Raw genomic sequence first — 19,412 nt, forward strand, 5'->3', positions numbered from 1 at the left:
TCCCATAGCATAAGCTAGTAAGACCCCTGAAAGACGATCAGGTTGATAGGACAGAGATGGAAGTGTGGTAACACATGTAGTTGACTGTTACTAATAGGTCGAGGGCTTAACCAAAAAGAATCTGACACATGATGGAAGCAAAGATGGTGGAAGTCATGAATCAATGTGTAGTTTTGAAGATATAAGAGAAAAGCAAAACTCTAAGGGTATAAGAGCTCTTAGAGTTTTTTTGTGTTTATATATAAGAATAAAAAGTAAAAGAGTAAAAAGTATAAAAAGAAAGTAAAAGAAGAAAGTAAAGAGAATTGGGAATTTGCATAGACATTGATGGTTAATCATGTATATACAGCAATAATTTTAGATGATAAGAATATTGTGGAATTAGAAATATACGAAAAGGACGATTGGAAGTATATTAGTGATAAAATGTATCATTTAGAAGGATTGACGTGGTAGTTATTCTATGGTATCCTAAGTTAGCTTAAGCTAACCGAAAAATGTAGAAATAAGGAGACATAGAATGAAAAAGAAAATACTTAGTGTAGCATTAGCATTAACATGTGCTACTATATTTGCAGGTTGTTCAAAGACAAGTAATAATGTAAATCTGCAAGAAAATGAAACTGTTAACATAGAGGAAACAACCAATGATAGTACAACTTATCCAATGACAATTGAACATGCTTTTGGAGAGACTGTACTAGAAAAAGAGCCAGAACGAATTGTTACAATAGCTTGGGGAAATCAAGATGTTCCGTTGGCACTTGGCGTAGTTCCAGTAGGTATGTCTAAAGCGAATTACGGAGTAACAGATGACAGTGGTTTATTACCATGGACGGCTGAGAAACTTACGGAATTAGGAGTAGAATCACCTGTTCTTTTTGATGACACAGATAGTTTGGATTTTGAAGCAATAAGCGATGCAAAACCAGATGTGATCCTGGCAGCTTATTCGGGAATAACACAAGAAGATTATGATCTACTTAGTCAGATTGCACCTGTTGTTGCATATCAAACTAATGCATGGCAAACAAAATGGCGTGAGCAGATTCAATTAGATGCAAAAGGTATGGGGAAAGAAGAAGAAGGAAATGCACTTGTCGCTTCTTTAGATGAGTTAATTGCTGAAAAAGCAAGCGCTTATACACAATTAGAAGGAAAAACAGCAGCTTTCTTTTACTTCAATCCTGCGGACTTAGGAAAATTCTATATCTATTTACCAACAGATCCTCGTGCAGCGTATTTAACAGATTTAGGACTTGCATTCCCAGAAAGTGTTTATAAGATTGCAGAAAGCAGTGATAGTTTTTCTGTTGAATTAAGTGCTGAAAATCTTGATTTATTATCAGATGTTGATGTTATGGTTGTATATGGAGACCAGACGTTATTAGAAGCAATGCAAGCAGATCCTTTAGTTGGTACAGTTCCAGCAGTGAAGAATGGTGCGGTTGCTCTTGTTGAAGATGGTACAGCTTTAGCAGCATCTTGTACACCAAGTGCTTTATCGATTCCTTCAACAATTGATACGTATCTTGCTTTACTTGGAGAAGCTGCTAACAACGTACGATGAAACAAAAGAGATTAGGCGTTGTAATGGGAATTAGCCTATTCTTATTAGTAGGATGTATGCTAACTTCCCTTGCATTTGGCGCCAAATATATAGAATGGAAGGAAGTTATCTTTGCACTGTTCCATATCGAAGATACTTCATTTGCGTCATTGGTAGTACGAGAGCGAATACCAAGAACTATATTTTGTTTGATAGCAGGCGCCTCTCTTGGTGTTTCTGGAGCAATCATGCAGGCAATAACACGTAATCCTATTGCTGATCCTAGTATATTGGGTGTAAATACAGGGGCTTCTTTATTTGTAGTAGCAGGTATTACATTTGTTCAAATTAGTTCTGCTAACCAATATATATGGCTTGCATTATTAGGTGCAGGTATTACAGCAATTTTTGTATACGGAATAGCTTCTATAGGCAGTGGAGGAACAACGCCTATTAAACTAGCGTTGGCAGGTGCTGCAACTAGTGCTGCTTTGTCCTCCTTGATTAGTGCAATGACATTACCGCGTACGGATGTTATGAATGCCTATCGTTTTTGGCAAGTTGGTAGTGTAAGTGGCGCAACTTGGGAGGGAATAAGAGCGGTATTACCATTTATCATGGTTGGTATCATTATTAGTCTACTTTGTATACCGGCACTGGATATCCTTGCTTTAGGGGATGAGGTAGCAACTGGATTAGGTGTAAATACCGGAATAATCCGTTTGATTGGTGCATGTGCAGGGGTATTATTGTGTGGCGCAATTACAGCACTTGCCGGCCCAATTGGATTTGTAGGATTAATGATACCGCATACTATGCGTTTGATTGTTGGACCCAATATGAGAAGGATAATGCCAATGTCAGCAATAGGAGGAGCAATCTTATTATTAGTGGCTGACATTATCGGAAGAGTGGTTGGAAGTCCAAGTGAGTTGGAAGTTGGCATAATAACTGCATTTTTAGGAGCACCTATTCTGATTGTGATTGCTAGAAAGGCTAAGGTACGTGCATTATGATTACAAAAGAACATAGCTTTTTAAGAGAAGGGTATAGCAAGAGAAGAAGGCGAATGGTGATTGTTACAATGGGATTGTTGTTGCTAACTCTTATTCTTAGCATTACCATGCTCCTATACGGAAATACAAGATATTCTGTTGATACAGTTGTGCATGTTCTTCTGGGGAAGGATATAAAAGGGGCTACTTTTGCAATTGGTTCAGTACGTTTACCAAGAATGTTGATCGGTTTATTGGTAGGTATGGCTTTTGGAATGGCTGGTAATACGTTTCAAACAATATTAAGAAATCCATTAGCAAGCCCAGATATAATTGGTGTAACTTCAGGTGCAAGTGTAGCGGCGGTATATTGTATCTTGATGTTGAAATTAAGCGGTAATATAGTATCGATCGTTTCGTTAGTTGCAGGAATAGCAGTTGCTATATTAATCTATCTTCTATCAGGAAGAGGAAGTTTTTCAGGTGGAAGATTAATCTTAGTAGGAATAGGAATGCAAGCAATGTTAAGTTCAGTCATTTCTTTTCTCTTGTTACGAGCAAATCAATATGATGTCGCTGGAGCAATGCGATGGTTAAGTGGAAGCTTGAATGGTGCACAGATGAAAAATGTGCCAAGGCTCGTGTATGTTGTACTTGGAATAGGTAGTATATTACTAATACTTACAAGACATCTTCACATATTAGAGCTAGGAGAAGAGTATGCAATTGCATTGGGACTTAATACGAATCAGACTAGAGTAATCCTTATTGTATGTTCCGTGTTTTTGGTAGCATTTGCAACAGCAGTAACAGGACCTATTGCATTTGTAGCATTTTTAGCAGGACCAATTGCAAAGAAATTAATTGGAGCTGGTAATCCAAGTGTGATTGCAGCGGCATTGGTCGGTGCCTCCCTTGTATTAGGCGCAGATCTTATTGGACAGTTTGCGTTTAGCACAAGATTTCCAGTGGGTGTGATTACTGGTATTGTAGGAGCTCCATATTTGATCATATTACTAATCAGTATGAATAAGAGAGGAGTGGCATAAATGATTCAACATGAATATCAAGCAAAAGCGGTTGTTACCGGTTATGACAAAAAGATTATATTAAATGGCATTGATGTCACAATTCCAAGTAATAAGATCAGTGTTATTATTGGTGCAAATGCATGTGGCAAATCCACATTGCTAAAGACATTTGCAAGATTAATGAAAGCAAGTAGTGGTGATATTGTACTTGATCAGAAGAAAATATCTTCTATTCCATCAAAACAATTAGCCAAGGTATTAGGATTACTTCCACAAACGCCAATTGTACCAGAAGGGATTAAGGTAGCAGACTTAGTAATGAGAGGACGATTCCCACATCAAACAGCGTTCAAAGGAATGACAAAGAAGGACTTTGATGCAGTGGAAGAAGCATTGCAGATTATGGGAATTACAGAATTGGCGGACCGTCATGTGGATGAATTATCAGGCGGACAGAGGCAGAGGGTGTGGATTGCTATGGCTTTGGCACAACAAACTGATATCTTGTTACTTGACGAACCAACGACTTATCTTGACATTACCCATCAAGTCGAAATCTTAGATCTATTAACGGATCTTAATAGGAAACGTGGAACAACGATTGTTATGGTTTTACATGACATCAACCTATCTGCAAGATATGCAGACTATATGTTTGCCTTGAAAAATGGGAATCTAGTATCTGAGGGTGCACCAGAAGAAGTTATAACGGAAGAATTAATTAAGAATGTATTTGATCTGGCTTGTACCGTAATAAAAGATCCCATATCTGGCACACCATTTATCGTACCAAAAGGTAGACATCATGTAGAAAAAGCAGTTTAAATAATAGAATAGTTTAGAGTAAAAAGCAATTGTAAATAAGGTGGATTGAATCGTTGGTATTAATCCACTATTTGCAATTGCTTTTATGCTATGATAAGGACAATAAGAATGTGAAACAATATGATATCTTTGGATAGGCATTGGAATATGTAACTGCTATAATAAGTGTATATTACTAGAGAATCGGGAAAAGTATGTTAGAACACATATGGTGGGTGTTTGGTTTTAACAAAGATGATAGAATTAACTGCTCTAGTATTCAAAATAGTTATGAAGGTAGAGGGAGAGCGTAATTGTGATAGAAAATGGTGTGAAAGATCTTCCATCTAGTATGGTTTCCTGTTTGATTGATGGGGAAGAGGCACAGATTCTGGAATTGGGAATGGAAGGATTTATTTTTCGAATTGATAATAGAATCGAGGATATTCAAAGGATTCAAGTAAATTACTTTTTTCTTGAGGATAGCGTATACGAAGAAAGGACTCTACAGGAGTTTCAAGTTAATGAAATTGAAGAGAAGGAATTCTTTTATGTAATAGAAATTAAGACAAATGATAACGAGTATCGTGAGCGAACGGGGCGTCTATTGAGAGAGTATGGAAAGTATATTACTTGTAAGAGCATGGATGACTCTTATTGTGCTAGTGAAATTGCAGGATATCCCGTGGAATTTGATGAGACTTTCATGGAAACTTTTGAAGAACAACGTAGAGAATGGTTTGAAGAAAGAAAACTGGTTGAAGAAGATAAAAAACAATGGATACAAGTGATGAATAACCTGGAATTAGCCATTGCAATAGACAGGCCAGATCGATACACATCGTATATGGAAAAAGATTGGGAGGATTATTGTAAATATTATTGGGAGCAACAGAATCTAGAATGGCATCCCATATCCAAGAAAAAGGTTGGGTGTATCTATATTGGAAATACTTTTTGTCATAAGCTGTTTCCAAAGGAAAAAGAGTTATTTACTATGATGGAGAAGGCTAGAAACAATGGTACACAGATTGTTGTAGTATTCTCGTATCTTCGGGATTGTTATGTGGAAACCACTAAGAGGTTATTAGAACGGTTAGAAGAATGGTGTACCAGATATCAAGTGGTAATGGAGATTGTAGTAAATGATCTTGGATTATTACAATTACTAGTAGGGAAAGAGAAATGGTTCAAGATATCATTGGGTGAATTATTGAATAAACGAAGAAAAGACCCAAGGCTTTCTTACAAATTGGGATATGAACAGCAAGCCTCTTTACTTAAAGAAAATGCTTTAAATACCAAGGAGTATCAGGAATTGCTGGATTCCTATGGTGTACAGGAATATGAATATGAGAGTTGTAGTTATCCAATCAAGTTGAACAATAGAAAGGCACATCTTCATTTTCCATATTATCAAACGAATACATCACAGTACTGTACCTTATATGCAAAGTGTCATAACGGAGATCGTGGAAAACAGAAGCTAGTAAAGAATTGCCCATATTATTGTAGAGAATGGGTGTTTCTATATCCAAAACATTTGAAGATGGTAGGGTACTATAATACACTTTTTGGTCTGGATGACCAGATTCTGAAAGAGTACACCATTTTACAAGCGTATGTTGCACAAGGACTAACAAGAATTGTTTCCAACTTGCTGTAATCATTGGGCGGACATATCTAGAATGGCGTCAATTGATGTGTGGTTTGGAGGAATAATCTCTATAAATGAAGTTAATAACAAAGTTAATAACAAAGGAAAGAAGAAAATGAAGATTGTATCAGGATTAGGATCAGTTGATGAATATATCCCCTATGTAAAAGCAGGGGCAGATGAATTCTTTTGTGGCTATGTTCCTTATGAGTGGTTAAGAAAATACGGCGTGTTCCTTCCACTTAATAGAAGAGAAGTTGTATGCTGTCAAGTTCAGATTGGTTCACGTAGTGAATTGAAGATATTAGGGCATATGATGGAGAAGTATGGGAAACCTATACAGATTACACTGAATTCCCTCTATTATATACCAGAGCAATATGCAATTATTGCAGAAATGATTCAGGACTGTATGGAGATCGGATTTGACACATTTATTATTGCTGATCTGGCATTATTAAATTATATAAGAAGGCAAGGAATCCAATGCAAAGTGCATATAAGCGGGGAGATGGCAGAGGTAAATCGACCAATGATGGAAATGTTAGATTCATTTGATATCGAGCGTTACATCTTTCATCGTAAGAATACAATTGAAGATATGAGATCTTGTATCGATGAGCGTAAGAACAAATCCACTGAATACGAAGCATTTATCTTGAATGAATGGTGTCATTTTACAGGCGCCTATTGTAATTCTCTTCATTGTGATGAACTACCACACTTATGTAAAGTACCTTATGAACTGAAAAGAATTGAGAAACAGACAAAAAACCAAATAGGAAAAAGAATGGAAGAGCCAATGTGGAAGGAATCCCAAGAGGAAACCTTTCATTATCAAACAGGAAAAACAGGTTGTGGATTGTGTGCATTAAAGCAACTTCAAAAAGCAGGGATTACCCATCTTAAATTAGTTGGTCGGGGCAACTATCCAAGTTTCATGCAAGAGGACATTAAACAATTAAAAAGAGCAATGGAATTGTCTGAAGATATAGAAAATGAAAATGAATTTAGACAAGAAATTCGATACAAGATCATGAATGGCAGCTGTTCACAAGTTTGTTATTATCGAGAAGAAATAGAGAACGCAGATTGATGGTGAATAAGTATGACAATATGTATCATAAAAAGGTCATCTATGTTATACAGCATAGATGACCTTTTAAAATTGGCTAGATGTTGTCCAATACATATCATTAATCAATTAAATTTTGTGCTACACTTAATGTGGAAGGACGATAGATGTTTGGTAACTCATATGTGGAGTCTCCATAAATCTTTTCTGCAAATAAACGAGTAACAGCTTCTAACGTAGCACGTTTGTATTTAAAATGAAAAACTGTAGCAATCTTATCAAATAAAATTGGATCAATACAGCAACCCCAGTTTGTATCATCATCAATAATGGAGATCAGTTCTAATGATTTAGGGGTGATTGGAAGAATCGTATTGGAGTCGGTATGAATAGCAGATAACGTAATTACATTATGGTGTACTTCGAACTGTAATTCATATGTAAGAGTACAATCATAATCCACTAAATTGCTTAATACTTCTTCCGTTTCATTTTCAGTTTTTTCCGTAATACCAGCGATGTCAAATTTTAATAGATCAAAATCCTTATTGGATAGTAATTGTACTAGCTTATCAATGCTTTCTTGGGTAAGAACAGTAGTTTGCAATCCTTTTTTTTGATCAATTAAGAATTGAACCAAGGTATCAATTTCTTTCTGTGATAGAAGTGCTTTATTGTTTTCGCTCATTTATTTGCCCCTTTCGACATAATATCTATTATTGTAATTATATAGCAAATCCAGAGTATTATCAATAAAGACATTTTACTATATTAATGCGAATATACGGGGAATTAGCGAATCACAATTTCACCGAAAACTGCTGAATAATCAATATAAATGGTTGGTTTATTCGCATTTTGGACAGTAGAAGCATGATTTTTTAATGAACCAAATACTTGTGTACCAGAAGGTTTAATATTTACTGTTGGTGGTACAAGAAGCTGAATATCGCCAAATGCACAGGAACAGTGTATCACAATGTCTTGTGTAACAATGGCACCAGTAAGATCAATCAGTAGATCACCAAATACGGAATTCAAGGATGCTCCATAGAATGGTTCATTAGGTACATAGATTTTTCTTGAGTGAAAAACAGTCGTATAGTATGAAGAATTCTTATCATAGTGAATCTCAAAATCATGAATGTTATTGTGAATCGTATTGCGTGCCATATTCTTGAAGATAATACCAAGACCGATAATCACAAAGATGATTGGTATGATTAATTTACCTGTCATTGCATGGTCGATCACATCTTGTCTCATTAATAAAAGAAGGATACCAATGGTTAATCCAATTACAGGACTTATATGAATACCATCGGATATAATTCGTATAGCACATGGTATGATAAGGAATAATGTCCACCATCCATCAAAGAATAAGGTCACATCCCAGAAATTCACAATGTTACCGACAATTAGTATTCCAATACTTATGAAGAATAATCCCCATAGGGTTGAAGACAAAGTTTTTCTCATAATTATCTCCCCTTTCTATCTATAGAGTAGCGTATTTACAGTCCATAAGCAAGTTACATTTGTCATATGTTCAAGTTTGATTCATTCATTTGTTTGCTATCAATATAGGTATTATAAACCAATCCAAAGATGATTAAGATACCACCAATAAGTTTCCCTATGGATAAGGTATTGTAGCGCAACCAATCGATGAGTAATCCAGTAAAGATCTGGCTGATGAATAAGATGATTGTCAATTGAAATGCGGAAATTCTCGGGGTAACATAGTTTGAGAGGGAGACGGATAATACGCCCACAATTCCACCAAGATACATGAGGGTACCAGACCATGTTTTTGGGAGGGAAAGTGCTGGTAGAGTTTCTTTTGACAACAATAAGAACAGAAGGGCTACCACACTTCCAGTTAAATAGTTATAAAATGTACTAGCCGATATCCGAATGCTTTTTCCTAACTGCGCATTGGTGGTACGGCTTATTACAATGGTAATACCACAGGCAAAAGCTGCTAATAATTCCATAGTGATTCTCCTTTCGATTAAAGCATTGCAAAAATGCCTAGACAGATACAGCTTAAGCCAATTAACTTATGCTTGTTGAAGGGGTGCTTTTTCATTCCTAATAATCCAAAATGATCAAAGATCAGTGAGATGACGGTTTGTGCAAATAAACAAATACCAAGTGTCACAGTGACACCAAGTTTATTGATCGCAACATTGGTAAATACTACAGTCAAAACACCAATGATTCCACCAGAGTAAAGATAGAGAGGAATCTTTTCCTGTGTTTGTGGTGTACGTTTGTGTTGTCTCCAATAAAGGACTGCAATAGGTAGAAGTCCTGATAAGTGAATAAAGACCGTGGCATGATAATTTCCTATTTGTGCTGCTAAATCACCATTCATGGTTGTCATGGTGGTAATAAGGATACCATTAAGTATCGCTAGTAATTGTATCATAGTAGCTCCTTTCTAAACGGCTATATAAACCCTTCGGGGGGATGTGCACTTTGTTATAAAGTATTTTCTTTGATTATAAAAAGAATCCTTGCAGAAGTATATGACATATGTCATAGTATAGGAAAAAGATATTTCATGTATACATACGTAGTGTATATCGATTTCTTTAGACCATAAATCTGCAAAGATAATCTAGTTGAGAAAAGAAATACGATTGGAGAGGGGCAATATGATACAGATACAGGATAACGCAATAATTGAAACATATGTTAAGAAGTATGCAATTGATAAAATCCTTACGATGGAAAGAAGATATGAACTTCAATTGTGTCAGTTCCGTCAGGGAGAATTCGTATGTCGTGCAGGAGATGAACTTCGTTATCTCTATTTCTTTTTGGTAGGAAAAGCGAAGGTATATACGATGATGGAAACAGGAAAATCTCTTTTGTTCTCCTTTTATGATACGTTTGATCTGATCGGTGACGTGGAATTCATATTAGGGACTCCTATTCAATGTAATGTAGAATGTATGACACAAGTGTATTGTTTACGAATCTCATTATTGAATTATCGTGAGGAATTATTACAAGATAACCGTTTACTAAGGGGAATCTCCAACCATTTAGCCTCGAAACTTAGCGGAATATCCAATAATAGTGCAAGAAACCTATTATATCCTCTAGAAAATCGCTTGGCAGCATATATCTTATCAATGGAAAAAGAAGATATTTTTTCAGAAAATCTCGTTCAGACGGCGGAGTTATTGGGAACAAGTTATCGGCATTTGCTACGATGTATCAAAAAGTTTTGTGAATATGGCTACATGAAAAAAGAAGGAAAGGGTTATTCTATTATAGAACAAAAAAAACTACTGGAATTAGGTGAGCGAGTCTATAAATAGAGGTAAAGTCATATCATATTTTTATATAGCTATGGAATACAAGACTTTAAAATATTTGCTGGGGTAGAAATCATTTTAGATAATAAATTTGATTGACAAATGATACGAATTTGCTTAGAATAAAAATATCATACTCTTTGCACTGCATATAAACCTACAGTACAAACTGAGCAGGCGACGAATTTATCGTGGAGCCGGGCCATACTATTATGGCAGCAGATGAAACATATATACATCTGTGGGACAGTAGTTTACTTAAATTATTGTTCCATGGGTGTTTTTTTTATGGAACGACAATTGCAAGTGACATAGGGCTATCTTAATTATGGAGGTAACTATTTATGGAACAAACAAAAAGTCAAACAGAAAAATCACAACAGACTGAAACACAAAGCGTCCAAACATTGGAAAGTACGAAGCTAGCAATGCGGGTTTCAAAAGTTAGTATTATTGTAAATGTGCTTCTGTCTGTGGCTAAATTACTAGCAGGTATTGTTGGGCATTCAGGGGCGATAATCTCTGATTCAATACATTCTGCATCGGATGTATTTAGTACATTTATTGTTATTATTGGCGTGTCGATTGCTGGAAAAAGTTCAGATGAGGATCATCAATATGGTCATGAGAGACTGGAATGTATCGCATCTATTTTCTTGGCTGTGGTTTTATTGGCAACAGGAATAGGAATTGGCTATACGGGAATTACAAAGATTATATCAGGTAATTACACAGAACTGGCAGTACCAGGATTATTAGCGCTGGTTGCAGCAGTAGTATCCATAGTGGTAAAGGAATGGATGTATTGGTATACGAGGGCAGCAGCAAAGAAGATCAATTCAGGAGCTCTTATGGCAGATGCTTGGCATCATCGTTCGGATGCGTTATCCTCAATTGGAGCATTTGTAGGTATTGCAGGAGCAAGAATTGGATACCCTGTTTTGGATTCAGTGGCAAGTGTTGTAATTTGTGTCTTTATTGCCAAAGCATCCTTTGATATCTTCAAAGATTCTATTGATAAATTAGTAGATAAATCTTGTGATGAAGAGATTAGTACTAAAATGCGAAAAGTCATCTTAGCACAGGAGGGGGTACTTGGTATTGATAGTTTACGTACTCGATTATTTGGAGCAAAGATTTATGTGGATATTGAAATTGTTGCTGATGGTTCAAAAACATTGAATGAGACACATCATATAGCAGAAATGGTACATGATGCCGTAGAAAGAGAATTTGTCAGTGTAAAACATTGTATGGTTCATGTGAATCCAGAAGAAGAGAAGGAAAAGTAAAAAAATGTTCAAAGAAAGCGAAGATCAATCGTATCGATGCTCTCTAGTTAAGAAGGAAGAAGATATTTCGGATAAGAAATAAAACAATAGCAGTTGTAATAGAGAGGGAAAGCGTCTGGAAAGCTGGCGCTTTCTCTCTCGTGATTAGATGAAAAATGTAGATAAAGAAAGAAATAAAAAAAAATGAATAAATATTTAAAATTATATTGACAATTAAAACAACTTATTGTATTATATAGAAGTACTGTTGATGAGCTACTCATTAAGAGACAATTGAATATAGGGGTATAGTTCAGCTGGTAGAATATCGGTCTCCAAAACCGCAGGTCGTGGGTTCAAATCCTACTGCCCCTGTTATAAAAGCCTTGTAAACATTGTGTTTGCAAGGCTTTATTTGACGATAAAATAGATAAACAGTGCCATAAACGGTGTCACCTCAAAAGAATCATAACATCGTATTCGTATTTGTTAATTGTTACACGATTTATTTTGGTCATTCTCTTTTGTACTTTTACAGCATGCTTCTAGATAACTTTCATTAGCTAGAATTGCTACGATCGTATCACCTAATTGAACCAAAGAAGCTGATAATAAATTTAACTCTTCCTCTGAAAGACACTGGGATAGTGTACAAGCAATTCCAGTAAGAGAAGCAACAAGATTACAAGAATTCATGTTTGTTCCACCTATATTTGAATATTTATTAGGTATATATGATATATATGGTTGTCATTATTCACAGATAATTATTAAGGTGTAAGTATAATAATTTCAATTCTAACTATACTAGTTACGTATAGTGCTTAATTGTGTTGCATAATATAGAGTTAATACTTGGAATAAGTGGAAAGATGCATAGGATGCGATATGTAATGATCAGATGCTTGAAAGGAGTAGAATTAAAATGAACGAGAAGGAAAAAATGAAACTGGAAGAAAAAAAGGAGAGAGAATTATTCAATAGTGTAACGAATAAAGTTAAAGTAGAAAATCAAAATCAGACCCATAATGTACGTGAAGAAGGGATAGGAAGACAAGGAAATAGGAGATAATTGTGAACATTTTTAAAAAGCGTATCATATGATATCATAAAAAGTGGCAAATTAGTATAGTTTGTATAAGTTTTTATAGAAATTTTTGTCATTTTATCGTTTGACTAAATTGGCTAAATATGTTATAACTATAACATTCACTTAAAAGAAACTTATAGTAATGTATACGCAATAGAGTTATTCGCCACTTTCTATTGCAATTAAAGGAGTCGTGTTTATGGAAGCTGTAGAAATTAAATTACAGGCACCAGAAGATGTAAAGGAATTAGTATCAGCCGCTGAGAAATGTGATTTTGATATCGATGTTATTTATCAAAGAATCATTGTCGATGCAAAGTCATTTTTAGGAGTACTTAGCATGGGATTACAAAAGTCATTAACCGTATCTTGCCACGGATACGATGAAGCTTTTTCCAATACATTGAAAAAATATGCTGTTATGTAAGCCGTAACAACAGTGCTAACAAACAAAGGAATCATCATTTCATGATGGTTCCTTTTTGTTTTGGGACTATAAAAAATAAATAATGTTTGCATACAAGTATTAAAACGTTAAACGCTGAATAATAGGAACTATGAAAGTATATGGATTAATTCTTCAGGATGCAGTGGTTTACTATATAGGTATCCCTGTATCAGATCACATTGTTTTTCTCTTAATAGATTTAGTTGGTTTGGATCTTCAACACCTTCTGCAACAACTTTAACTTCAAGATTGTGTGCAAGAGATATGATTGCTTCCGCAACATAATTATCCTTTTTATTCAAGTTAATCTTATCTATAAAAGCCTTATCGATCTTAAGAGTATTGATCGGCATTTGCGTTAGATAATTTAAGGAAGAATAGCCTGTTCCAAAGTCATCTAAGGATATACGAATACCAATTCGTTGGAGTTCTTCAAGTATGGAAACCGCATCACGAATTGAGGAGGCAATGGCACTTTCTGTTATCTCTAATTCAAGGTATTCAGGGGAAAGTCCTGTTTCTTTTATAGTATCAAGTACAAGATTTGCAAATCCTTTTTGGTTCAATTGAATAGTAGAGATATTGACCGCAACAGTGCAATATGGAAAACCACTATTCTGCAGATGGCGGTTAAAGTTACAAGCTTCTCGCAATGCCCATTGGCCAAGATCATTGATCATTCCACTTTCTTCTGCGATGGGGATGAACTCTGTTGGGGACAGTTCTCCAAGTTTCGCACTGCGAATTCGCATTAATGCTTCAAAGCCAATAATTCTTTCAAGATTTAAGTCAAATTGTGGCTGGTATACAAGATAAATTTCATTATTTTCAATTGCATGACGAAGAATTTCAATAATTTCAGAGTGTCGGCTAATTTCTTGCTGCATACTATCATCAAAAAGAGTAAGTCGGTTTTTTCCAGTGTCTTTCGAACGATACATGGCAATATCAGCGTTTTTGATTAGCGTATTGTATTGGATTCCATTAAGTGGGTAGAGGGAGATTCCAATACTCATGGATATATATATGAATGTACCGTTGATATTGACAGGGTCTTTGAATGTTTCAAGGATCATCTTGGCAAGGTCGAGGGCGTCATCTTGTGAAGCGATATTGGTTTTAAAGAATAAGAATTCATCTCCACCTGCACGAGCTAAAACATCTTGACCTTTAATGAAATAGTTCAGTCGTTTCGCAGTTTGAATTAGCAATTCATCTCCATAATCATGTCCTAAGGTGTCATTTACATTTTTAAAGTTATCCAAGTCAACAAAGAAGATTGCATGTGCTTGGGAACAACCAGGTTCGGAATTTAACGTTTTACTGAGATAGTCGTAAAAGGCAGCTTTGTTTGGCAGTCGAGTTAAGGAATCGTGGTATGCAAGAAACTCTATGTGTTCATAATTGGAGCGTAGCTGTTCTTCTTTTACAAGTAATTTTTTATGTATAAAAGATAGTTCATCGTAGTTGGATTTAATGATATGAAGCATTTTGTTAAAACTTCTGGAAAGTTCGCCAAATTCATCTTTGGATTTCACATTACATAATACGGTTAAATTGCCATCGGCAGCCTGTCTCATACAATCTCGTAGGTTCAGAAGAGGAGAAGTAAAGCTTTGGGCAATCTTTCGGCTTGATATAAGTATGGTAATGAGTAATATTATTATGCAGATGAGGACGATTGTTATTGCATAAGAATAAACCGTATGAAACAGATTTACATTTTGTCCAATTACAAAATAACATTGCATATTCTCTAGATAGTAATAAGAATAGATAGCACCAGAGTAGGAAGAACCCATATGAAATGTTCCCTTTGTTGGTTTGACACGGATGGCATGTAAAAAGAAGGAGGAAAAATCCTCTCCCTTCTTTTGAAAGGCCTGTCCATCCCCATGTGATAAAAGTGTTTCTCCCGTTTGATCAATAATACAGGAATAATTTGAATCTCCCAATTCAAGACCAGATAGATAATCTTCTAAAAAGGCTACGTCTACAGTTAAGACAAGATAGCCAACAATATGGTTACTCTGTTGCTGAAATATAGGAGCACCAATTTCGAAAAGAGTATTATCAGCTGGAATCGTTTGATAGGTTCCTTTTTGAACAGAACCAATTGCAGTTTCCTTGGTCTTTGTAATTGTTTGAATTAGTAGGGATGAGGAAACATTCTGGTAATTTTCCAAGCTACTTGTGGTAGCAAGTACATCACCCTTATGATCATATATCGTTAGCATCTCATAGTTCGGATTAAGGTGTAGTTTCTGTAACAGATCTTTTTGCAACTCCTGGTAAATGTTTTCGTAACGATTCTGTGTCTCCGTAGTGGTACAGATGGATACAATCTCATTCTGTCGAGCAAGAAAAGATAATTCCGATTCCTGGGTACGAAGGATACAAGATATAATCTCGGAACCGGACCTTACGCTTGATAGGAGGTCTTTATAACGATCGGATTCTATCTTCTTTCCATAAACAAACAATGTAATCGTAGTGATAACGATTAGTGGAAGTATGGAAAAGATGATTAAGATAGTGTTTAATTTTGTTTTCATTTACACTGGCCCTTTCAATTGTAATTATTATGAAAAATCTACAGGAATTACCAAATATTGTATATTAGTATTTTAGCAAGAAAAATAAGGAAAATCAACAGAAATATTCATAAAAGATGCTTTTTTTATTCGAAGTTGCAATGAATTTGTTAGTAAATGCAATGAAAATGTTAGAATTACTAGGAGCTTTGAACTATAATGAATAAAAACAAAGAGAAGAAAACAAAATCTATATAGATGGTTTTTGTTTTAATAAAAAGTGGGGGTGAAGCTATGGCACATGCAATTGAAAGAGATATGACAAAGGGAAATCCGACAAGACATATAATCGCTTTTGCTTTACCATTATTAATTGGAAATCTGTTTCAACAGTTATATAATATGGTGGATACGATCGTAGTTGGTAAATTCATTGGACCAGATGCAGTTGCATCGGTAGGTACTTGTAGTTCTGTGGGATTTTTGATGTTTTCATTAAGTGCAGGTATTGCAATTGGTATTGGAATTATGGTTGCACAATATTTTGGTGCAGGTGATTCAGAGAGTATTCGAAGAACAATTGCCAATGCCATATATGTACTTTCTGTAGCCTCTGTCATAGTTGGAGTTCTAGGAATTGTACTAGCGCCTCCTATATTAAAGCTAATGAAAACACCAGATCATCTGCTTGCAGATGCAGTAACCTATATGCGTGTGACCTGTGTGGGAATCATAGGTATTGCAGCATATAATGGTGTATCGGCAATAATGCGTGCGTTAGGAGATTCAAGGACACCAATCTACTTTTTGATTTTGGCTAGTATTATTAATGTAGTACTTGATTTGGCATTTGTATTAATCTTTCATTTAGGGGTATTTGGTGTTGGCCTTGCGACCATTATCTCACAGTTTGTTTCTGCCATTACTTGTACTATATTTGCTTACAAGAAAATCTCCTATTTTAAGAATCTGAGAGAGTATATGGTTCCTCAAAAATATTATATTATGAAATCATTATCGTTAGGTATACCAATTGCATTACAGAATTCACTGATTGCAATATCCTGTATTATACTCCAAAGTGTTGTTAATAGTTTTGGTGCCAATGTTATGACGACCTTTACGATTACAGGACGTATCGAGCAGTTGATCCAGCAACCATATTCTTCTCTTGCAATGGCTGTAACAACGTATACAGGACAGAATATTGGAGCCAATAATATTCAGAGAGTAAAGAAAGGGTATCATCGGGCAACCATTATAACGTTAATATTTAGCCTTTGTATGTTACCAGTAGCATATATATTTGGTGCATCGATTATCAGAGCATTTGTTAGAAAAGAAGTTGTGGTTGATTTAGGAGTGCAGGCATTACGAATCACGAGTTTATGCTATTTCCCGTTAGGTATGATTTATGTACCAAGAGCTTTGCTCAATGGTGCAGGGGATACAAGATTTGCTATGATTAATGGAATCACTGAAGTAGCTTGTCGTATTGTATTTGCCAATGTATTGACTTCGATTCCTTCCATTGGATATTGGGGAATTTGGATTACATCAGGAGCAACTTGGACGGTGACCGCTTTGGTTTGTCAAATTCGATATTTCAGTGGAATTTGGAAGAGCAAAGCAATCATGAAAAAGTAGCAGTAAGTAGACATGAATGAGTAATATTAAGTGAATATGATTTTGTGATGAAGTAGATCAATTTAACAGTTAAGAAACAAAATCCCGTAGTGATACGAAAATAATCGAATCACTACGGGATTTTTTGGTTAGAAGAATTGACATTATAAACGAATAACAGTAGATGATATAAGATGTCAATAAGAGTATGGAGGCAGTTATCGCTTATTTATAAATTTTTTCATCATATCTAGTTTCATTTTGTCTTGAGGTGACATATCCTTACTCAATACCTGAATCAGTAGTTCGTTTTCTTCTGGAGAAAAACTTAGATTTTGGGCACGCAGTTTGGTATTTGCATTCATTATAAAAGGAAGGCTTTGGTCCAATGGTTTTCCTTCGGCTTCATTGGCAAGGTCAACAAGTATGGCTAATTTACGCGGATCAATATTCTCCATTGCTGGATGATCAATCCAAGACAGATCTTTCATAAAATGCTCCTTTCGTTTCTTTGAATAGTAAGGGTTTATTCAACTTCAAATGAGGAATTCCAATTTATCGGTTCATGTTCTTCATTTTCGGGTGAGAGGTCCATGGTATGTAATTGATTCATGGTGGGTGGACTCATGGAATTTCGATAATTCATGTTGTTCCTACCATTAAAAAGCGTATTGTTGCGAGGATTACCCATTCTGTAAGGTCCAGTATTCATAGAATTATTGGTATTACCGGTATTTGGTTGAGAATTCATAGTAGTGAAAGAGGAAGGATTCGTATTATTCATACCATCTGGTGTGTTCACATTATTAGGTGCGTTCATGTTATTAGGTGTGTTCATGTTATTAGGTGTGTTCATGTTATTAGGTGTGTTCATGTTATTAGAGACGTTCCTATTATTAGGTGTATCCATGTTGTTAAGTGTATCCATGTTGTTAGACATGTTCATGTTATTCGATGTGTTCATGTTATTAGAGGCATTCATGTTATTAGATGTGTTCATGCTATTAGCGACATTCATACCATCTAAACTGTTTACATTATTATTTGGTGTGTTCATGTTATTTGCAGCATTCATATTTTTCATCGTGTTCATTACGTTCACCAAATCCATTGGATTCATGGAATTATTATTCATACCAGAGTAGTTCATAGGATTAGAGGCATTGTTCATAAAGTTGTTCATATTGTTATTATTGTTATTTGCCTGTGTACCATTCATAGAATCAGCTCCATTCATGGCATTCATCATGTTCATTGTATTCATCATACTGGTGATATTATTAAATGAATTGCGTTGATCCGGTGTCATGAAACTATCCAACATCTCTTTCATTGCAGGATTATTAAGAATGGTATTCATACGATTCGTATTCCCAGTTTGTGTTGTATTTCCGGAAGCCTGTTTTCTATTTCCAAGGCTGGCTGCACTTAATGTTGGTTCATTTGGAAGTGTAGAAGCGATGGATTGGTAGGTTTGGTAAAAACGTCTGGCACGTATGGTATTCAGTAGCATAGTGATGATATCTGCTTCTTGTCGGTAACAAACACCTTGCAGACTGGTTAACAGTCCCTCCATGTCAAATCCACCTTTTGCTGAATTTATGCTGCAAGCAGATAACTCTGGTTCGGGGTTCCGTACAGAATTCATAAGCTCGGACATCTTTAAGAAGATATTCATGGATTTTTGACGATCGGGCGTGGCATAAGGCAAAGCCGCACGGATTAACTCTGCTTGGTGGCTAATTGGATTAGGTTTTCTAGACTCTTGTGGAATCTCCTCTGAATTTTCTTGAAATGAAGAAAAGTCAAAGGTAGAATCGGAGTCATATTCATCTGTAGAAGGCTCTTGTAGATCGGAATTTGGTATTGAAGAAAAGTCACTCATATTAGAAAAGACAAATAATTAATATCTGTCTAACCTCCTTTGATTCATTTATTAGTAATGTATATGAGTAAAAGAAAGAATTATTCTTGTCTTTTTGGACAGAGACTAAATT

The 19,412-nt window shown here is 35.4% G+C and carries 20 protein-coding genes, 1 tRNA gene, 1 rRNA gene and 1 riboswitch; of the genes, 14 read left to right on the plus strand and 8 right to left on the minus strand.

What is annotated here, in order from left to right:
• The 8 genes from HBB17_RS12510 to HBB17_RS12540 form a co-directional block, all read left to right on the plus strand.
• Positions 1–114, plus strand: a 23S ribosomal RNA gene (locus HBB17_RS12510); the annotation flags it as partial.
• Positions 115–327: 213 nt separating this feature from the next.
• Positions 328–456, plus strand: a complete 129-nt coding sequence (locus tag HBB17_RS20650) for a hypothetical protein (RefSeq protein ID WP_274380787.1) — start codon at positions 328–330, stop codon at positions 454–456.
• Positions 457–520: 64 nt separating this feature from the next.
• The gene (locus tag HBB17_RS12515) at positions 521–1,570 is read left to right on the plus strand and encodes an iron-siderophore ABC transporter substrate-binding protein (RefSeq protein WP_167957842.1); all 1,050 of its coding nucleotides are present in this window, start codon (positions 521–523) and stop codon (positions 1,568–1,570) included.
• Positions 1,567–2,565: a FecCD family ABC transporter permease gene (locus tag HBB17_RS12520; protein WP_167957843.1), complete on the plus strand. Its 999-nt coding sequence runs from the start codon at positions 1,567–1,569 to the stop codon at positions 2,563–2,565. The genes HBB17_RS12515 and HBB17_RS12520 overlap by 4 nt, the downstream gene beginning before the upstream one ends.
• The gene (locus HBB17_RS12525; protein ID WP_167957844.1) at positions 2,562–3,593 is read left to right on the plus strand and encodes a FecCD family ABC transporter permease; all 1,032 of its coding nucleotides are present in this window, start codon (positions 2,562–2,564) and stop codon (positions 3,591–3,593) included. Before HBB17_RS12520 ends, HBB17_RS12525 begins: the two co-directional genes overlap by 4 nt.
• Positions 3,594–4,400 (plus strand): ABC transporter ATP-binding protein, encoded by an 807-nt coding sequence (locus HBB17_RS12530; protein ID WP_167957845.1) that lies wholly within the window; start codon positions 3,594–3,596, stop codon positions 4,398–4,400. It abuts the gene before it with no gap.
• A gap of 295 nt (positions 4,401–4,695) precedes the next feature.
• Complete coding sequence (locus tag HBB17_RS12535) at positions 4,696–6,045, plus strand: hypothetical protein (RefSeq protein ID WP_167957846.1); 1,350 nt, start codon at positions 4,696–4,698, stop codon at positions 6,043–6,045.
• Positions 6,046–6,067: 22 nt separating this feature from the next.
• Positions 6,068–7,132 carry a U32 family peptidase gene (locus HBB17_RS12540; protein ID WP_330588225.1) on the plus strand — a complete coding sequence of 355 codons (1,065 nt, stop codon included), beginning with the start codon at positions 6,068–6,070 and terminating at the stop codon, positions 7,130–7,132.
• A gap of 100 nt (positions 7,133–7,232) precedes the next feature.
• On the opposite strand, the gene HBB17_RS12545 is transcribed toward HBB17_RS12540, so the two are convergent.
• From HBB17_RS12545 to HBB17_RS12560, 4 genes are all read right to left on the minus strand, one after another.
• Positions 7,233–7,799, minus strand: coding sequence for a hypothetical protein (locus HBB17_RS12545; RefSeq protein WP_167957847.1), 567 nt, complete (start codon positions 7,797–7,799; stop codon positions 7,233–7,235).
• A gap of 104 nt (positions 7,800–7,903) precedes the next feature.
• Positions 7,904–8,593: a LiaF transmembrane domain-containing protein gene (locus tag HBB17_RS12550; protein ID WP_167957848.1), complete on the minus strand. Its 690-nt coding sequence runs from the start codon at positions 8,591–8,593 to the stop codon at positions 7,904–7,906.
• Between the two features lie 62 nt (positions 8,594–8,655).
• Positions 8,656–9,111, minus strand: coding sequence for a DMT family transporter (locus HBB17_RS12555; RefSeq protein WP_167957849.1), 456 nt, complete (start codon positions 9,109–9,111; stop codon positions 8,656–8,658).
• A gap of 17 nt (positions 9,112–9,128) precedes the next feature.
• Positions 9,129–9,548, minus strand: coding sequence for a DMT family transporter (locus tag HBB17_RS12560; RefSeq protein WP_167957850.1), 420 nt, complete (start codon positions 9,546–9,548; stop codon positions 9,129–9,131).
• A gap of 229 nt (positions 9,549–9,777) precedes the next feature.
• Here HBB17_RS12560 and HBB17_RS12565 point away from each other — a divergent pair, with 229 nt between their 5' ends.
• The 3 genes from HBB17_RS12565 (at position 9,778) to HBB17_RS12575 (ending at position 12,092) form a co-directional block, all read left to right on the plus strand.
• Positions 9,778–10,449: a cyclic nucleotide-binding domain-containing protein gene (locus HBB17_RS12565; RefSeq protein WP_167957851.1), complete on the plus strand. Its 672-nt coding sequence runs from the start codon at positions 9,778–9,780 to the stop codon at positions 10,447–10,449.
• Positions 10,450–10,605: 156 nt separating this feature from the next.
• Positions 10,606–10,698, plus strand: a riboswitch (NiCo riboswitch).
• Positions 10,699–10,874: 176 nt separating this feature from the next.
• The gene (locus HBB17_RS12570) at positions 10,875–11,738 is read left to right on the plus strand and encodes a cation diffusion facilitator family transporter (protein ID WP_334297185.1); all 864 of its coding nucleotides are present in this window, start codon (positions 10,875–10,877) and stop codon (positions 11,736–11,738) included.
• 281 nt (positions 11,739–12,019) lie between these two features.
• Positions 12,020–12,092, plus strand: a tRNA-Trp gene (locus HBB17_RS12575).
• A 114-nt stretch (positions 12,093–12,206) separates the two neighbouring features.
• Here the strand turns inward: HBB17_RS12575 and HBB17_RS12580 are convergent.
• Positions 12,207–12,413 (minus strand): DUF6774 domain-containing protein, encoded by a 207-nt coding sequence (locus HBB17_RS12580; RefSeq protein WP_167957853.1) that lies wholly within the window; start codon positions 12,411–12,413, stop codon positions 12,207–12,209.
• A 229-nt stretch (positions 12,414–12,642) separates the two neighbouring features.
• Between HBB17_RS12580 and HBB17_RS12585 the strand changes: the two genes are divergently transcribed.
• A complete protein-coding gene (locus HBB17_RS12585) occupies positions 12,643–12,789 on the plus strand; it encodes a hypothetical protein (RefSeq protein ID WP_167957854.1) in 147 nt (48 codons plus the stop codon).
• Between the two features lie 217 nt (positions 12,790–13,006).
• A complete protein-coding gene (locus HBB17_RS12590; protein ID WP_167957855.1) occupies positions 13,007–13,234 on the plus strand; it encodes an HPr family phosphocarrier protein in 228 nt (75 codons plus the stop codon).
• A 128-nt stretch (positions 13,235–13,362) separates the two neighbouring features.
• Here HBB17_RS12590 and HBB17_RS12595 read toward each other — a convergent pair whose 3' ends face one another.
• Positions 13,363–15,810, minus strand: coding sequence for a bifunctional diguanylate cyclase/phosphodiesterase (locus HBB17_RS12595; protein ID WP_167957856.1), 2,448 nt, complete (start codon positions 15,808–15,810; stop codon positions 13,363–13,365).
• 273 nt (positions 15,811–16,083) lie between these two features.
• On the opposite strand from HBB17_RS12595, the gene HBB17_RS12600 reads away from it, so the two are divergent.
• A complete protein-coding gene (locus tag HBB17_RS12600) occupies positions 16,084–17,436 on the plus strand; it encodes an MATE family efflux transporter (RefSeq protein ID WP_167957857.1) in 1,353 nt (450 codons plus the stop codon).
• 197 nt (positions 17,437–17,633) lie between these two features.
• Here HBB17_RS12600 and HBB17_RS12605 read toward each other — a convergent pair whose 3' ends face one another.
• Complete coding sequence (locus HBB17_RS12605) at positions 17,634–17,906, minus strand: hypothetical protein (RefSeq protein ID WP_167957858.1); 273 nt, start codon at positions 17,904–17,906, stop codon at positions 17,634–17,636.
• A 35-nt stretch (positions 17,907–17,941) separates the two neighbouring features.
• Positions 17,942–19,300, minus strand: a complete 1,359-nt coding sequence (locus HBB17_RS12610) for a hypothetical protein (protein ID WP_167957859.1) — start codon at positions 19,298–19,300, stop codon at positions 17,942–17,944.
• Positions 19,301–19,412: the final 112 nt, after the last annotated feature.

This window comes from Anaerosporobacter faecicola (assembly GCF_012070565.1).
Lineage (GTDB): Bacteria > Bacillota > Clostridia > Lachnospirales > Lachnospiraceae > Anaerosporobacter > Anaerosporobacter faecicola.

What these genes read in the sequence shown, in the direction of transcription:
- HBB17_RS12565 (WP_167957851.1), top strand. Translation starts at nt 9,778, where the DNA reads ATGATACAGATACAGGATAACGCAATAATTGAAACATATGTTAAGAAG.
- HBB17_RS12555 (WP_167957849.1), bottom strand. Translation starts at nt 9,111, where the DNA reads ATGGAATTATTAGCAGCTTTTGCCTGTGGTATTACCATTGTAATAAGC.
- HBB17_RS12600 (WP_167957857.1), top strand. Translation starts at nt 16,084, where the DNA reads ATGGCACATGCAATTGAAAGAGATATGACAAAGGGAAATCCGACAAGA.
- HBB17_RS12525 (WP_167957844.1), top strand. Translation starts at nt 2,562, where the DNA reads ATGATTACAAAAGAACATAGCTTTTTAAGAGAAGGGTATAGCAAGAGA.
- HBB17_RS20650 (WP_274380787.1), top strand. Translation starts at nt 328, where the DNA reads ATGGTTAATCATGTATATACAGCAATAATTTTAGATGATAAGAATATT.
- HBB17_RS12590 (WP_167957855.1), top strand. Translation starts at nt 13,007, where the DNA reads ATGGAAGCTGTAGAAATTAAATTACAGGCACCAGAAGATGTAAAGGAA.
- HBB17_RS12540 (WP_330588225.1), top strand. Translation starts at nt 6,068, where the DNA reads ATGGCGTCAATTGATGTGTGGTTTGGAGGAATAATCTCTATAAATGAA.
- HBB17_RS12570 (WP_334297185.1), top strand. Translation starts at nt 10,875, where the DNA reads ATGCGGGTTTCAAAAGTTAGTATTATTGTAAATGTGCTTCTGTCTGTG.
- HBB17_RS12605 (WP_167957858.1), bottom strand. Translation starts at nt 17,906, where the DNA reads ATGAAAGATCTGTCTTGGATTGATCATCCAGCAATGGAGAATATTGAT.
- HBB17_RS12585 (WP_167957854.1), top strand. Translation starts at nt 12,643, where the DNA reads ATGAACGAGAAGGAAAAAATGAAACTGGAAGAAAAAAAGGAGAGAGAA.
- HBB17_RS12550 (WP_167957848.1), bottom strand. Translation starts at nt 8,593, where the DNA reads ATGAGAAAAACTTTGTCTTCAACCCTATGGGGATTATTCTTCATAAGT.
- HBB17_RS12520 (WP_167957843.1), top strand. Translation starts at nt 1,567, where the DNA reads ATGAAACAAAAGAGATTAGGCGTTGTAATGGGAATTAGCCTATTCTTA.
- HBB17_RS12610 (WP_167957859.1), bottom strand. Translation starts at nt 19,300, where the DNA reads ATGAGTGACTTTTCTTCAATACCAAATTCCGATCTACAAGAGCCTTCT.
- HBB17_RS12560 (WP_167957850.1), bottom strand. Translation starts at nt 9,548, where the DNA reads ATGATACAATTACTAGCGATACTTAATGGTATCCTTATTACCACCATG.
- HBB17_RS12580 (WP_167957853.1), bottom strand. Translation starts at nt 12,413, where the DNA reads ATGAATTCTTGTAATCTTGTTGCTTCTCTTACTGGAATTGCTTGTACA.
- HBB17_RS12530 (WP_167957845.1), top strand. Translation starts at nt 3,594, where the DNA reads ATGATTCAACATGAATATCAAGCAAAAGCGGTTGTTACCGGTTATGAC.
- HBB17_RS12595 (WP_167957856.1), bottom strand. Translation starts at nt 15,810, where the DNA reads ATGAAAACAAAATTAAACACTATCTTAATCATCTTTTCCATACTTCCA.
- HBB17_RS12515 (WP_167957842.1), top strand. Translation starts at nt 521, where the DNA reads ATGAAAAAGAAAATACTTAGTGTAGCATTAGCATTAACATGTGCTACT.
- HBB17_RS12545 (WP_167957847.1), bottom strand. Translation starts at nt 7,799, where the DNA reads ATGAGCGAAAACAATAAAGCACTTCTATCACAGAAAGAAATTGATACC.